Source organism: Xanthobacter sp. YC-JY1 (assembly GCF_021730305.1).
Classification (GTDB): Bacteria; Pseudomonadota; Alphaproteobacteria; order Rhizobiales; family Xanthobacteraceae; genus Xanthobacter; species Xanthobacter flavus.
Map to the genome: position 1 here is coordinate 1,463,644 of NZ_CP032674.1, position 14,438 is coordinate 1,478,081.

Annotated in this window: 15 protein-coding genes and 1 tRNA gene; 10 read left to right on the forward strand and 6 right to left on the reverse strand. The window is 67.5% G+C overall.

All coding sequences use genetic code 11. The features are described from left to right. Window positions 1-74 precede the first annotated feature (74 nt). From D7006_RS06855 to D7006_RS06865, 3 genes are all read right to left on the reverse strand, one after another. Entirely contained in the window at window positions 75-1,466 is a 1,392-nt protein-coding gene (locus D7006_RS06855; protein WP_237356040.1) for a M20/M25/M40 family metallo-hydrolase, read from the reverse strand. A 111-nt stretch (window positions 1,467-1,577) separates the two neighbouring features. Further along, on the reverse strand, window positions 1,578-2,009 hold the full coding sequence (locus D7006_RS06860) for a hypothetical protein (RefSeq protein ID WP_237356041.1): 432 nt from the start codon (window positions 2,007-2,009) through the stop codon (window positions 1,578-1,580). 279 nt (window positions 2,010-2,288) lie between these two features. Then, window positions 2,289-4,091 carry a helicase HerA-like domain-containing protein gene (locus D7006_RS06865; RefSeq protein ID WP_237356042.1) on the reverse strand — a complete coding sequence of 601 codons (1,803 nt, stop codon included), beginning with the start codon at window positions 4,089-4,091 and terminating at the stop codon, window positions 2,289-2,291. A gap of 227 nt (window positions 4,092-4,318) precedes the next feature. Here D7006_RS06865 and D7006_RS06870 point away from each other — a divergent pair, with 227 nt between their 5' ends. The 3 genes from D7006_RS06870 (at window position 4,319) to D7006_RS06880 (ending at window position 5,389) form a co-directional block, all read left to right on the forward strand. Beyond that, window positions 4,319-4,699, forward strand: a complete 381-nt coding sequence (locus D7006_RS06870; RefSeq protein ID WP_229643466.1) for a hypothetical protein — start codon at window positions 4,319-4,321, stop codon at window positions 4,697-4,699. A 90-nt stretch (window positions 4,700-4,789) separates the two neighbouring features. Continuing rightward, complete coding sequence (locus D7006_RS06875) at window positions 4,790-5,197, forward strand: DUF4332 domain-containing protein (RefSeq protein ID WP_237356043.1); 408 nt, start codon at window positions 4,790-4,792, stop codon at window positions 5,195-5,197. A 116-nt stretch (window positions 5,198-5,313) separates the two neighbouring features. After that, window positions 5,314-5,389: transfer RNA gene (locus D7006_RS06880), tRNA-Thr, on the forward strand. A gap of 342 nt (window positions 5,390-5,731) precedes the next feature. Here D7006_RS06880 and D7006_RS06885 read toward each other — a convergent pair. Then, window positions 5,732-6,583 (reverse strand): LysR family transcriptional regulator, encoded by an 852-nt coding sequence (locus D7006_RS06885; protein WP_237356044.1) that lies wholly within the window; start codon window positions 6,581-6,583, stop codon window positions 5,732-5,734. Window positions 6,584-6,685: 102 nt separating this feature from the next. Between D7006_RS06885 and D7006_RS06890 the strand changes: the two genes are divergently transcribed. Beyond that, window positions 6,686-7,666 carry a quinone oxidoreductase gene (locus D7006_RS06890; protein ID WP_237356045.1) on the forward strand — a complete coding sequence of 327 codons (981 nt, stop codon included), beginning with the start codon at window positions 6,686-6,688 and terminating at the stop codon, window positions 7,664-7,666. 308 nt (window positions 7,667-7,974) lie between these two features. On the opposite strand, the gene D7006_RS06895 is transcribed toward D7006_RS06890, so the two are convergent. Continuing rightward, window positions 7,975-8,685 (reverse strand): cysteine hydrolase family protein, encoded by a 711-nt coding sequence (locus tag D7006_RS06895; protein WP_371745055.1) that lies wholly within the window; start codon window positions 8,683-8,685, stop codon window positions 7,975-7,977. Window positions 8,686-9,184: 499 nt separating this feature from the next. Between D7006_RS06895 and D7006_RS06900 the strand changes: the two genes are divergently transcribed. The 6 genes from D7006_RS06900 to D7006_RS06920 are packed head-to-tail and all read left to right on the forward strand — an operon-like array spanning window position 9,185 to window position 13,151. Next, on the forward strand, window positions 9,185-9,913 hold the full coding sequence (locus D7006_RS06900; RefSeq protein ID WP_237356047.1) for an ABC transporter permease: 729 nt from the start codon (window positions 9,185-9,187) through the stop codon (window positions 9,911-9,913). 53 nt (window positions 9,914-9,966) lie between these two features. Further along, window positions 9,967-10,971, forward strand: coding sequence for an ABC transporter substrate-binding protein (locus D7006_RS06905; protein WP_237356048.1), 1,005 nt, complete (start codon window positions 9,967-9,969; stop codon window positions 10,969-10,971). Beyond that, window positions 10,968-11,819: an ABC transporter ATP-binding protein gene (locus D7006_RS06910; protein ID WP_237356049.1), complete on the forward strand. Its 852-nt coding sequence runs from the start codon at window positions 10,968-10,970 to the stop codon at window positions 11,817-11,819. The genes D7006_RS06905 and D7006_RS06910 overlap by 4 nt, the downstream gene beginning before the upstream one ends. Beyond that, on the forward strand, window positions 11,816-12,232 hold the full coding sequence (locus D7006_RS25280) for an SH3-like domain-containing protein (RefSeq protein WP_256444960.1): 417 nt from the start codon (window positions 11,816-11,818) through the stop codon (window positions 12,230-12,232). Before D7006_RS06910 ends, D7006_RS25280 begins: the two co-directional genes overlap by 4 nt. After that, window positions 12,229-12,531 (forward strand): SH3-like domain-containing protein, encoded by a 303-nt coding sequence (locus tag D7006_RS25285; RefSeq protein WP_256444961.1) that lies wholly within the window; start codon window positions 12,229-12,231, stop codon window positions 12,529-12,531. Before D7006_RS25280 ends, D7006_RS25285 begins: the two co-directional genes overlap by 4 nt. After that, window positions 12,528-13,151: a nitrile hydratase subunit alpha gene (locus D7006_RS06920; protein ID WP_237356050.1), complete on the forward strand. Its 624-nt coding sequence runs from the start codon at window positions 12,528-12,530 to the stop codon at window positions 13,149-13,151. The genes D7006_RS25285 and D7006_RS06920 overlap by 4 nt, the downstream gene beginning before the upstream one ends. Before the next feature lie 271 nt (window positions 13,152-13,422). Here D7006_RS06920 and D7006_RS06925 read toward each other — a convergent pair whose 3' ends face one another. Next, on the reverse strand, window positions 13,423-14,412 hold the full coding sequence (locus D7006_RS06925) for a GntR family transcriptional regulator (RefSeq protein WP_237356051.1): 990 nt from the start codon (window positions 14,410-14,412) through the stop codon (window positions 13,423-13,425). Window positions 14,413-14,438 lie beyond the last annotated feature (26 nt).

A 14,438-nucleotide genomic window follows, 5' to 3' on the forward strand; every position in this document is an offset into this window, starting at 1 on the left:
GGGTCCCGTCGCTGACGTATCGTGCGTTCCTCGCACGATTGCACGACGCGAAAAAGTCTTGGCGTTACGTCACTTCAGGCATGGGAAAGGGCGTCGAGGATCCGTACCCAGCTTCGCGTGCCCTTGTGGAAGGACGTGAGGTCGTACTTCTCGTTGGGCGAATGGACGCGATCGTCGTCGAGCGCGAAGCCGATCAGCAGCGTGTCCACCCCCAGCCGGTCCTTGAACTGGCCCACCACGGGGATGGAGCCGCCCGAGCCGATGGTGACCGGCGCGACTCCCCATTCCGCCTCAAGAGCCCCGGCGGCGTGGCCGAGGTCGGGGCTCTCCGGCGGCACGAGGAAGGCGCGGGCGCCCTCGCCCCAGTGGAAAACGGCCCGGCAGTCGGCCGGCACGCGCGCCGCCACGAACGTTTCGAAGCCCGCCCGCAGCTTGGCCGGATCCTGGTCCGCCACGAGGCGGAAGGAGATCTTGGCGGTCGCCCGCGCGGGGATGATGGTCTTGGTGCCGGCGCCGGTATAGCCGCCGAACATGCCGTTGACCTCGAAGGTCGGGCGCGACTGGATCTGCTCGATCACCAGCCGGTCGCTCTCGCCGGCCGAGACCGAGAGGCCGACCGGCTTCAGGAAGGCCTCGGCGGTGAGCCCCAGCGCCTGCCAGCGGGCGCGGACCTCGGCGGGCGGCTCGCGCACGTCGTCGTAGAAGCCGGGCAGCGTCACCCGGCCATCGGCGTCATGGGCATCGGCGAGGATGGCCGCCAGCACATGGATGGGGTTGCGCGCGGCGCCGCCGAACAGGCCGGAATGCAGGTCCCGGTCGGCGCCCTCGATGGTGAGCTCGGTGTGCAGGATGCCGCGCAGCGAACTGGTGATGGAGGGCGTGCGCTGGTCCCACATGCCGGTGTCGCACACGAGCGCGAGATCGGCCGAAAGCTCGCCTGCATGGGCGGCGAGGAAGCCGGGGAGGTTGGGCGAGCCGCATTCCTCCTCGCCCTCCAGCAGAACGGTGACATCCACCGGCAATGCCCCGCGGGTCGAACGGAACGCCCGGAGCGCCTCGAGGAAGGTCAGCACCTGTCCCTTGTCGTCGCAGGCGCCGCGCCCGACGATGGTGCGCCGCCCGTCCGGCGTGGTGCCAAGGCGGGGCTCGAACGGAGGCGTTTCCCACAGGTTCAGCGGGTCCACCGGCTGCACGTCATAGTGCCCGTAGAACAGCACCCGCCGCGATGCACCGGTGTCAGTCCGGGCGACCACCACCGGATGGCCTGCGGTTGGGTGGACGACGGCGGTGAAACCGAGGGCTTCAAGCTCTCCCGCCACCCAGTCAGCTGCGTTCCGGCAAGCGGCCGCGTGGGCGGGGTCGGTGGAGATGGACGGGATCCTGAGGAAGTCGAACAAACGCGCCAGCGCCCCGTCGAGCCCTGCATCCACCGCCTTCAGAACCGGATCGAGTTCCGTTGCCGCCATCTCGCCCTCCGCCAGCGCAACCTCTGTCACGGGTCGCGATGGACCCGGAATCGCTGGGATGCTGGCGGTAGCGGGACCGTCTGGCAAGGTGCCAGACGGTTGGGCGCCAGATCAGTTGGCGGTGACGAGATCGGCGGGCGTGGCGATCACTGCGGAAGCCGGACGCCCTAGACGGCGCGCGCGCTGGAGAACCGAGCCGATGCGGCGATACAGCAGCCGCGGGGCGACCGGGGTGCCGAGCGCGGCGTCATAGCCGGTCCGGCCGGCCACGCGCACCAGCTGCTGCGCCGGAACTTCGGCAACGAGCACGGCAGGAATGCCGGCACCGAAGCGGAAGGGATTGGTGGGGGCGTCCTCCGGATCGTCCACCTGCACCACGAGCACATCGGCCGTGCCCTGGGCGGAAGGATCGGTCACTTCGTCGATGGACGCGACCTCGCGCACCGATCCCACACCAAGTGCGGACAGGGCGAGGCGCGTCGCCTGGCGACGTTCCATATTTGCATCAAGGAGGACGATGCGGGCAGTGGGTAACACCTTCATGAGGCGCTCCAGTTCATGGCGCGCCTCGGTCCCCATCCGCACGGAAGAAGGCTCGGGCACGCGTGTTGAGCATCTCTGTCGGTGCGACCCCGCAATCCCACCGACACGCTATGAACCTACCGCTAGGAGACTTCTGACGCAACACTTTCAACGCCGCTACCGCAGAGCTGCCGCCCGGGCCGACAGCGATCGCGGCCAAGCTGCCGTTAGGTACCTGCGGGCGGTGCAGAAACACCTTGAGCGATGCTGTGACCGGATCGGCCTGGTGGAGGAAGCGCCTCAGCGTTTGCTGATGCTGCCGAGGATCCCCCTCAGGATGGCCTTTCCCAGCTGGGAGCCGACCTGAGTCGCCACCGAGCGCGCCACCTGCCGCACCACAACCTCGGTGGTGGACATGCGGGTGCTCGGCCGGGGGGCGGTGGAGCCGGTACCGGCCGATCGGCCGGCCGTGGTGGGGACGCGCGGGGCCGTCGAGCCCTGCCGCGGCGCACCGCCACGCGGCACGGGCTCCACCTTGGGCGTGCCCGTGGCGGTCCCCAGGACTCCGCCCAGGATGGTGTCGAGAATGCTGCCGCCGCCCGAGGACGGTGCCGCCTCCTCCGCGTCCGGCTGGGCCTTTTCCTCGGCCCGCGCCTGGAGCATCTCGAAGGCCGATTCGCGGTCCACCGGCGTGTCGTAGAGATGCCCGACCGGGCTCTTGGCCAGGATCGCGGCGCGCTCGGCCGGCAGGAGCGGGCCGATGCGGCCGGAGGGCGGGCAGATGAGCGTGCGTTCCACCATGGAGGGGATGCCGTTGCCCTCCAGCATGGAGACTAACGCTTCGCCCTTGCCCAGCTCCATGATGACCTTGGCCGTGTCGAGGTCCGGATTGGGACGGAAGGTCTCTGCGGCCGCCTTCACCGCCTTCTGGTCGCGCGGGGTGAAGGCGCGCAGCGCGTGCTGCACCCGGTTGCCGAGCTGGGCCAGCACGGTCTCCGGCACGTCGAGCGGGTTCTGGGTGACGAAATAGACGCCGACTCCCTTCGAGCGGATGAGCCGCACCACCTGCTCCACCTTCTCCAGCAGCGCCTTGGGCGCCTCGTTGAAGAGGAGATGGGCTTCGTCGAAGAAGAAGACGAGCTTGGGCTTGTCCGGATCGCCCACCTCGGGAAGCCGCTCGAACAGCTCCGATAGCAGCCAGAGCAGGAAGCAGGCATAGAGGCGGGGCGAGCCCATCAGCTTGTCGGCGGCGAGGATGTTGATGGTGCCGTAGCCGGAGCGGTCGACCCGCATGATATCGGCGATATCGAGGGCCGGCTCGCCGAAGAACTTGTCCGCGCCCTGGTTTTCCAGCACGAGCAGCTGGCGCTGGATGGCGCCGACGCTCTGCGCCGAGACATTGCCGTAGGTCGCGGTCAGCGTCGCCGCATTGGCGGAGACGTGGGCCAGCATGGCCCTCAGGTCCTTCAGATCGAGCAGCAGCAGGCCCTGCTCGTCGGCGATGCGGAAGACGATGTTGAGGACGCCCTCCTGGGTCTCGTTCAGGCCCATGAGGCGGGCGAGCAGCAGGGGCCCCATCTCGGAGATGGTGGCGCGCACCGGGTGGCCCTGCTCCCCGAACATGTCCCAGAAGATCACCGGGAAGCTGTCGGGCGTGTAGGTGATGCCCACCTCCTCGGCGCGCTTCAGCAGGAAGTCCTTGGCCTCGCCCTGGGCGGCGACGCCGGAGAGGTCGCCCTTGATGTCGGCGGCGAACACCGGCACGCCGGCCCGCGAGAAGCCTTCCGCCAGCACCTGCAGCGTCACCGTCTTGCCGGTGCCGGTGGCGCCGGTGACGAGGCCGTGGCGGTTGGCGAGGCGCAGGGTGAGATATTCGTCCTTGGACTTGGTGTGGGTCGCCGCCGCCTCCGACCGGCCGAGGAAGCTGCGTCCTACCAGGATGCGGCCGTCCGATTCGGGGGCCGGCGCCCGCCCGCCGGACGGCGCTGCGGACGAGGTTCTCGGAACTGAAGTGCGGCTCCAGGGGCCGGCCGGCGGCGCGGCATTGGCCGGGGCGCTCTGTTCAGGGCTCGTCCCGGAATTCGTCCCTGGGCTCTTGACCATAGCGGTGTCCTCATTCGGGGCACGTGGTCCAGCCGAATCGCGCGTTCGGGTCCGGCCGCGGCATCGGGGAGTTTTCGCCCGCCTTCGGGACGCGGGCAAGCCCGTCGCTGCACCGCTTGCGCTTGAGGGCACCGTCTGGAGGGGGCGGCCGGCCGCGCTTGCGAAAGTGCGCCACGCCCGGCAATCTCACGCCAGTCTCGCCTGCGATTGCGGCGCAAGGAGATGGCATGGACGAGTTGATTGCGCGTCTGACCGAGCGTGTCGAAGTGAATGGCCCGACGGCCGAGGCCTTGGTTGCCCTCGTCATCCAGTTTCTCGCCCGAGAAGCGCCGGCCAGCGCCATGGCGCCCCTCTATGATACCCATCCCTGGGCGCGGGCGCTTGCCGATGCTGCCCCCCGCGAGGATGCGACCTTGCCCTCCGAGCGCCATTTCGGCGGCATGGCGCGGCTCATGCTGGTCGCCGATCGCATGATGGCCCATGGCCTCACCATGCCGCAGGTGCAGCTCGCCGTGCGCGAGACGGTGGCCTATGCCCGCGAGACGGTCGGCGCGGAACCCGTGAACCTCCTCGTGCGCTCAGTGCCCGGCCTCACCCACGTGGTCTGAGGCGCCGGGAAGCCGGGCAGTTGACTCGGCCCACGGTTGTGGCCTGATCTTGCTGCCGGCATGCACAAGCCGGGTTTGAAGGGGGGTCGCATGTCCTATCCCATCATCGAGATCGAAGGCGTCGGCGCGGTCTATGCCGAGAAGCTGAAGACGGCCGGAATCACAACCACCGAGGGACTGCTGGAGAAGGCCAAGTCGCCCAAGCTGCGTAAGGAGCTCGCGGTGGCCACCGGGATCGACGAGAGCCGGATCCTGAAGTGGGCCAACATGGCCGACCTGATGCGCATCAAGGGCGTGGGCGAAGAATATTCCGAGCTGCTGGAGGCGGCGGGCGTCGACACGGTGAAGGAGCTGAAGACCCGCGTTCCCGCCAATCTCACCAAGGCGATGGCCGAGGCGAACGCCAAGCGCAAGCTGGTGCGCGCACTGCCCACCGAGAGCATGGTGGAGAAGTGGGTGGCGCAGGCCAAGGAACTGCCGCCCGTGCTCACCTACTGAGCCCATCCCATCCCGCACCGGCCGCACCGGACCCGCCCGCCGGTGCGGCGCGCGTGGGGATGCATTGCGGCGGACCCTTGAAAACCGATCGTCCTGCCCGTAATAGAGGCGCGCGTGCCGCGGTAGCTCAGCTGGTAGAGCAACGCATTCGTAATGCGTGGGTCGGGGGTTCGAATCCCTTCCGCGGCACCATCTGCTGGCGTCGATAGACGTCGAAAAATCAAAGAAAACCAATTAATTGTCCGCCCCAAGTGTCGCGGGACCTCGATAGCCGTCCGTCAGCATCGCTCAAACTTGTTGGGTATCGGCCGAGCGCCATCCGGATACCAACACGATGCGTCCGACGGAGGTGCCTTTCGTGCCATCCGCCTCCCGGGTCCGCTGTGGCAGGTGAGAGGCGAGGTCCCCGGGGGTGCCGAGCCAGCGGCCGGGTAGGAGAGCGGGGTGGGGGCCAAAAACGGCGGTCGAACAAGGCGCAGGTGCCCCGCCCACGCAACTGAGCTAAAAACGATCCGGGTTTCTGATTGTTCTGGCTCAATGATCCTTCAGCTCGCGACACACCTCGATGATATGGTTCATGACCGCCCGCACGCGGGCCGCGCGCTTCAGGTCCGGGTGAACTACGAGCCATAGCTCTCGCGTGACCTCGCCCTCCATCACGCAAGTGAGGTCGTCCTGCCTCGCCAGCACATGGGGGAGTGCGGCGAGGCCGATGCCCGTCCGCACCGCCGAGATGAGGCTGGAGAGATCGTTGCTCTGGAACACGATGGGACGCCCTTGCGCCACCGTTTCGAGCCAGATCTGCTGCGGGGAGCGAGCCAACTCCTCATCATAGCCCAGGTAGACGCGGCGCGGTTCCGGCGTCGCCTCCACATAGGCCCGTGCTCCATAGAGCCCATAGGCGAGGTCGCCCAGGCGTCGGGCCACGAGCCCCTTCTCCTGCGGTCGCGACAGGCGAAGTGCAAGGTCCGCCTCGTTCCGTGACAGGCGCGCGGCGGCAGGTGTGCCGGAAACATCGACTTTGAGGCCGGGATGGCGAGCGAGCAGCGGTACGAGGCGTGGCACCAGCCAGTGGCTCGCAAGCGCAGGCGGCGCGCTGATCCGGACCCGCCCGGCGATCCCCGGCGCGGCGCCGGATGCGAAGCGCTGCACCCCGTGCACCGCCTGTTCGACGAGGTTTGCGCGATCCAGCAACTGCTCCCCGTCCTCGGTGAGCGCATATCCGCGCGGCAGCCGGTCGAAGAGCTTCAGGGCAAGCGCTTCTTCCAACGCGGCGATGCGCCGGGCGACGGTGGAATGGTCGGCATCAAGATGCCGCGCGGCCTTGGACAGGCTCCCGGATCGCGCCAGCTCGACAAAGAAGCGGAGGTCGTCCCAGTTCAGCATCGCCACATCTGCGCAAAAATCCCCAGATAGTGTGCATTTAGCAGGAATTTCTGCCCGGACCCATCGTGGCTAGGGTCTCCGCGACCTCACAGGGGATCCGCGATGACCACGACCTTCGCCATAGAGTTGATCGCGCCCGGCGGCGTCGAGTGCTTCCGAGCCGCAACCCGAACCCTCGCCGCTCCTGGGCCGGGAGAGGTCCGCATTCGCCACACCGCGATGGGCGTGAACTTCGTGGACATCTACCAGCGCACCGGCCTCTATCCGGTCGGCGAAATGCCGGCCGTGCTGGGCGTGGAGGGCGCAGGCGTGGTCGAGGAAATCGGCGCGGATGTACATGAGGTAGCGGCAGGCGATCGCGTGGCTTATGCGGGCTTGCCATTGGGGGGCTATGCGCAGGGCCGCAACATTCCAGCGAGGCGGCTCGTCCGGATTCCAGATGGGGTTGACGATCGCATCGCCGCAGCGGCCATGCTGCGAGGTGTCACCGCCCACATGCTGTTGCGCCGCGTGTTTCCGGTGGGAGCCGGCACAACCATGCTTCTCCACGCTGCCGCCGGTGGGCTGGGGCTGCTGGTGACCGCATGGGCGAAGCGGCTTGGAGCGCGCGTGATCGGCACTGCCGGTTCGTCCGCCAAGGCGGATCTGGCCCTCGCCCAGGGTGCCGACCATGTGATCCTCTACAGGGAGCAAGATTTCGTCGCCGAGGTCCGCCGCCTGACCGATGGATGCGGCGTGGATTTCGCGATTGACGGCATCGGGGGCGAGACGCTCGCGCGCACGCTCGATGCCGTGCACCCATTCGGAATGGTGGCGAGCATCGGCCAGGCTTCCGGCGCTCTGCCCCATCTGCCTTTGACGGAGCTTGGCCCACGCCGCTCTCTGGCCGTCAGCCGGCCGAGCGTTTTCGCCTATGCGGCCGATCTCTCTGCCTACAGGCGGGCGACGAAAGAGCTGTTCGGTGAGCTCGTGGCCGGCCTGCCTGTGACGATCGGCGCTGAGTTGCCGCTCGCCCGCGTCGCCGATGCCCACATCATGCTCGAGCGGGGAGAAACCACGGGATCGCTGCTGCTGGTGCCGTAGGTTTCGTCGGAACGAAGCGCCAGCTGCGCCGGCCGCCGTCTGAGACTGGGTCACCTGTAGCTGCGTGATGGGCAAGCATGGCCGCCGATCGGTCTGCTGGCTCCGCGAGCACTGGGCTCTTCATCCCGGGCGGCGGATCGCCATGGGGCGCCAGCACCGCGGCTTCGTCACAGGGGCAGCGGTGAGGCAGAATGCGGTCACGCCGTTGTCGGGCCAGACGGCTTCGATTTTCGGCGTTTTCCTCCGCGAGGCGGTCCGCGATCATCTCGCACACACGGTGCAGCAGATGATCGGACGCCAAATGGCGCTCAGGCGGGAAGGGCGGCGATGAAGTCGTGCGCATTGGACACTGCGCCGAAGACGCCGCCCTGCATCTTCACCATCTTCACGGCAGCCGCATGGTTGCCGGGGTCGGTGGCGCCGCAACAGTCCTCCAGCAGGAGGCATTCGAAGCCGCGATCATTGGCCTCGCGCATGGTGGTGTGGACGCACACGTCCGTGGTGATGCCCGTGAGCACCAAGTTGCGGATACCCCGCGTCCGCAGGATCATCTCCAAATCGGTGGCGTAGAAGGAGCCTTTGCCCGGCTTGTCGATGACGATCTCGCCCGGCAGCGGCGCCAGTTCCGGCACGATCTCCCAGCCCGCCTCGCCGCGCACCAGAACCTTGCCGCACGGACCCGGATCGCCGATGCCGGCGCCGATCTGCCGCGAGCGCCAGCGCTTGTTCTCCGGCAGGTCGGAGAGGTCGGGCCGGTGCCCCTCGCGGGTGTGGATGATCCAGTATCCCGCCGCGCGCATGGCCGCGAGCACGCGGGAGATGGGCTCCAGCGGCGCACGGGTGAGCGAGATGTCGTAGCCCATCGCATCCACATAGCCGCCGGGGCCGCAGAAGTCGGTCTGCATGTCGATGACGACCAGCGCGGTGTCCTTCGGCGAGATGACGCCGTCGAAGGGCCAGGAATAAGGGTCGGCGGCAATGACGGGCACGGGCTCCTCCAGATTGACCGGGCGCCGCATCCAGCGCCCGCCCGGCTCGGAGCAAGATGCGGGCCGCGATCTATCGTGAAACTGAAACTGAAATTTATTCAATGATTTGGCGCGAGGGGGCGGCAAGCGAAACCGCACCACAGCGGCCATCCGGGACATCTTGCATACACTAGATATGCATTTGCCCAAGTTTTAGTCCTATTTTATCACGAGCGATCTAAATCAGAGGTAGCGCGGCCCGTACGTCACCTCTTTTCGATGCATGTACGGTGCCCATCCCGCCATGGCATAGGCTTCTGAGCCAACAGGCTTTTCTGCGCTGAGCCGCCGCGCCCGCGCGAAGCAGCGCCGACGCCACCGGCAGCTGGCCCCGCGCTTGCTTTGGAACCTACGGCGGACGCGGCGCTTGCGCGAGCGAAGTCGCGGGGCGTTCAGACATCACGACCTCAGTATGCAACTGTCCATTTCTGATCTAAAAATAGGCAAATAAATGCAGTCTGACATTTCAGGATGGCGTCGCTGGGGGTTCATGGCCATAGGGCCCCTGGCCCTCTTTCTCATCTGGTATGGCGTCTTCGCTGCCGGCCTTGTCACACCGAAGCTCCTTCCTTCCCCCGTGCGCACCCTCCAGGCCATCTGGGAGAACATGGGCACAGGGCTCGGGCAGGACTTTCTCTACACGCTCCAGCGCACGCTCCACGCCTTCGCCCTCGCCGCCATTCTGGGCGTGCCGCTGGGCATCGTGGTGGGCGCCAGCGAGAAATTCTATCGCTCCATTGAATTCCTGATCGACTTCTTCCGCTCCACGCCGGCCACGGCCATGTTTCCGCTGTTCATGATCATTTTCGGCCTCGGCGACTTCTCCAAGATCTCGGTGGCGGCCTTCGCGGCCTTCCTCGTCATCCTGTTCAACGTGGCCTATGGCGTGATGCACGCGCGGCCCACCCGCATGCTGGCGGCCCGCGTGATGGGCGCCTCCCGCCTGCGCGTGTTCAAGGACGTGATGTTCTACGAGAGCCTGCCGCAGACCTTCATCGGACTGCGCACCGGCGTGTCCATGGCGCTGGTGGTGATCGTTGTGGCGGAGATGTTCATCGGCTCCGACAACGGCCTCGGCAAGCGCATCATCGACAGCCAGATCACCTTCGACCTGCCGCAGCTCTACGGCACCATCCTGGTGTCCGGCATCCTCGGCTACGGCCTCAACCTTCTGTTTCTCGCCGCCGAGAAGCTGCTGGTCCACTGGGCCGGCCGCTGACCGCCCCTGCCTTGTCCCGCCCTGCTCTGTCCTGCCCCCTGAAGGAACCGACCATGACCACCCGCCGCAATTTTGTTCTCGGCGCCGGCGCCGGCGCCGCGACGCTCGCCGCCGCCTCGTCCTTCCCCCGGCCGCTCCGGGCCCAGCCGAAGGAGAAGGTGGTGGTCTCCTGGCTCCCCATCATGCAGTCCTTCGCCTATTACGTGGCGCTGGAGCAGAAGCTGTTCGAGAAGCGCGGCATCGAGATCGAGTCCGTGCGCTTCCAGGCGCCCAACCAGATCATCGATTCCCTCGTTTCCGGCCGGGCCGATGCCGGCGCGCCGGGCGCCGCCGCCGGCATCGCGGTGATCGCCGAGACGCAGTTTCCCGGTACGTTCAAGGTGTTCGGCCTGCAGGGCGGCGGCATCAAGGTGAACCGCATCAACGATGCGCTCATCGTCGCCAACAATTCCCCCATCGCCACCTTCGGCGATCTGAAGGGCAAGTCGCTGGGCCACCTGCCGGGCATCCAGTGGCGCACCCTCTCGCGCTACATGGTGCGAAAGGCGGGCCTCGATCCGGACAAGGACGTGCGCCTCGTGGAGCTCGCCGTGGGCCTTCAGGTGCAGGCGGTGGTGGCGGGCACGGTGGATGCCACCTTGTCCCTGGAGCCGGTCGGCTCCATCGCCGTCGCGCTGGGCGAGGCCAAGCGCGCCATCACCAATCCCATGTCGCTCGCGGTCTACGACCCGTTCTATTCGGGCGTGTCGCTGCTCACCACCAAGTTCATCAAGGAGCGGCCCAAGGTGGCCAAGGCCTTCGTGGAAGCGCTCGACGAGGCCACCATCATGGCCGAGAAGAATTACACTTCCCTGCGCTCCATCCTGCCCGCCTACACGGCGGTGAAGCCGGACCAGGTGGAGATCGTGGCCCAGCCTTATCTGCGGCCGTGGACCGAGCTGAACGAGACCGACCTCACCTCCTACCAGACCTTCGTCAACGTGTTCCGGTCCGAGGGCGCGCTGAAGCAGGACTTCGACATCAAGCCCTTCATTCTGAAGCCGTCCGACCTGTCATGACCGCCCCTGTCATAACTGCGGTGGAGCCCGCCACGCGTGAGCCGGCAGGGGGCGCCCCCCTGCCGGACCTCACCTGGTTCACGCCCGGCACGCACATCACCATTCGCGGGCTCAACAAGACGTTCCGCGGCAATCCGGTCTATACCGGCTTCGACATCGACTTCCCGCGCGGGGGCATCGTCTCCATCTTCGGGCCGAACGGCTGCGGGAAGTCCACGCTCATCAACATGATCTCCGGCATCCTGCCCTATGATGCCGGCCAGATCCTGTTCGACGGCAAGACCATCGCCGAAACGCGCATCGGCTATGTGTTCCAGAACTATCGCGAGGCGCTGTTTCCCTGGCAGAGAGCCATCGACAACATCCATTACCCGCTGAAGATGATGGGCGTGCCCAAGACGGAGCGGGAGCGGCGCATCGAGAAGCTGGCGGCGCAGTTCGACCTCAAGTTCGACCTCAACCGCTACCCCTATGAAATGTCCGGCGGCCAGCAGCAGACGGTCTCCATCATGCGCGCGCTGGTGGTGGATCCGGAGGTCCTGTTCCTCGACGAGCCCTTCTCCGCGCTCGACTACGAGATGACACTGACCATGCGCGACCTTTTGCAGAAGGTGCTCACCGAGACGCGCACCACCACCCTGCTCGTCAGCCATGATTTGGAGGAGGCCGTCTGGCTTTCCGACAAGGTACTCCTGCTCACCCGCCGGCCGTCCCGCATTGCCGAATACATGGACATCGACTTGCCCCGGCCGCGCAATTCCGAAACCATCTCGGACCCGCGCTTCGTGGCACTGAAGGCCCACGCGCTGGAGGTGTTCCAGACGGCGGTGAGGAGCAGCGCCCCATGACTTCAGACGCGCCCCAGGGCCAGCCGGAAGGCCCCTTTCGCGGCTATCACGACATCGGCGGCCGGCCGGCCGGCGCGGTCGCGAAGGACGAATACGCCTTCGCCGACTGGCAGAAGCTGTCCGAGGCCATGCGCGGCGCGCTGGAGGCCAAGGGGCGCATTGTCTCCCTGGACGAGATCCGCCGCGTGTTCGAGAGCTTCGGCGAGGATCTCTACAACACCCTCGGCTTCTACGAGCGGCGGGCGGAAGCCCTCACCGTGCTGCTGGACGAGAAGGGCATCGTGCCCCGCGCCGCCGTGCTGGCGCGGATGGAGGCCATCGCCGCCATGGAATGCCGGCAGGTGGACCACGTGACCAAGACGGTTACGAACAAGCCCACGATCTCACCGCCGGCCGGGAGCGCCGCACCATGAGCGCTCCCCGCTTCGCGCCGGGCGATCGCGTGCGGATCCTCGACATCGGCAAGCCGGGCCATGTGCGCATTCCCTGGTATGTGCGGCACAAGGTGGGGGTGGTGGAGCGCCATTGCGGCGCCTATCCCAATCCCGAGGAATTGTCCTGCGCGCGGCCGGGCCTGCCGGCCATCGACCTCTATCGCGTGCGGCTCGGCCAGCGCGACCTGTGGCCTGATTATGCCGGGGCGCCCGACGATACGCTGGAGATCGAAGTCTACGACCACTGGCTCGCGCCCGCACAGGACGATGCCCCATGACCTCCACACCCGCCGAAATGAGCGCCATCCCCGTGATCGAGGGGTATGACGGCGCGGACTATTACGCCCTGATGACTCGGGCCCTGCACCAGATCCTGCTGGAGGAGGGTCTCCTCGCCCCCGAGGAGACGGACAAGGTGATCGCCGCTTTGGAGGCCCCAAGGCCCGAATGGGGCGCGCGGCTGGTGGCGCGGGCCTGGGTGGACACCGCCTTCAAGGCCCGCCTTCTGGCGGACGGCGCCAGCGCCGCCGCGGAGCTGGGCTTCACCATCAAGGAGGCGCAGCTGGTGGTGGTGGAGAATACCGACGATCTCCACAACCTCATCGTCTGCACCCTGTGCTCGTGCTATCCGCGCTCCCTGCTGGGCCAGCCGCCGTGGTGGTACATCTCCAAATCCTACCGCGCCCGTGCCGTGCGCGAGCCGCGCGCGGTGCTGGAGGAATTCGGCATGGCCCTGCCGGAAAGCGTGCATGTGCGCGTCCACGACAGCAATGCGGACATGCGCTACCTCGTGCTGCCCCGCCGCCCGGCTGGCACGGAGGACGCGCGCGAGGAGGATCTCGCCCGTCTCGTCACCCGCGACAGCATGATCGGCACGGCCCAAGTCTCCGCGTCTTAGACTGCCGGCGGCCGCCGGCCCAAGCGGCAAGGAATTCGCCGTCCTCGCCCTCCTGGTGCGCCATCATGGCTGCCTCGTCGCCCACCGCCAGTTCCTCGCCGCGGTATGGGGGCGGCTCATGTAGACGCCTGTCCACTCACCGCCATCAGCCACACCCGCAACACGCTGGGGGATGATGCGGCACCCCCGCTTGATCCTCCTCGAGGCCGGGGTGGGCGATCGGCTCGGGGAAGGCGGATGGGCGCCAGCGGGGACACGGCCGACCTGCCTTTCAGTCCGCCACGGCCTGGAGATAGGACGGGACGGGGATCGGCTTGCCCTTGGCGGTGATCTCGAAGCGGCGGAGCCAGCGCTCGACGGCGTCCCTCAGATGGGCCTCGAGCGCCTTTGCGGCACGTTCCGGCTGGGCGTCCAGCAGCAGGTCGATGATCTCGATGTGCTCGTCCAGCGCCGCCACGATCAGCCGGATGGGGATGCCCAGGAACGGATCGAAGAGGTGGCGGGTGGGGCCGAACAGCAGGTGCGTGCGCTTCAGGGCGCGCATGATCTCCGGGTTCGCGCAATAGCCGAGCAGTGTGATGTGAAGATCGGTTTCCGCCTCGTCGAAGCGCGTGCTGCTGATGGGCGTCTGGGCGCGGGTGGCGAGGATGCGGGCGCGCATGTCCGCCAGCACGGCGGCAGGCACGCGGGGGGCCGCCTGGCGCAGGGCCGCCGGCTCCAGCAGGCAGCGCAGCTCGTAGAGATGGCGGATGCGATCCGGCGTCATCTGCTCGGCGATCCAGTGGCCTGCATGATCCTTGGCGATGAGGCCGACGCCGTGCATCCGCGCCAGCAGGTCCCGCGTCACCGTCCGGCTGACGCCGAAATGCTCGGCGAGGCGCAGTTCGTTCAGCCGCACCGAACCGAACAGGGTGCGCACGAACAATTCCTGCTCGACCTCCTGATACATGCGCTCCCACTGCCGGGGCGCCGACACGTCCACCGGATCGAGCACCGCGGTGTCGGAGGCTTCGCCGCCGGGAACCCGGTAGCCGCGCCCCTCGAGCGGCTCCACCACGCCATCCTCGCGCAGCCGCTCCAGTGCCTGACGCGCCGGCGACCGACTGATCCCGAAAGCGCGGACCACCTCCGCCTCCAGCAGGCGCTCGCCGGGACGGATCTGGCCGGCGGCGATCATCTCGCGGAGCTGGTGATAGGTCCGATCCTGGAGGGAGCCGCCCGCCGCGGCATCAGCGTCCTTGCTGGTTTTTGCGTCCCCCATGGCCTGCTCCGTTCCTCCGGGCCCTG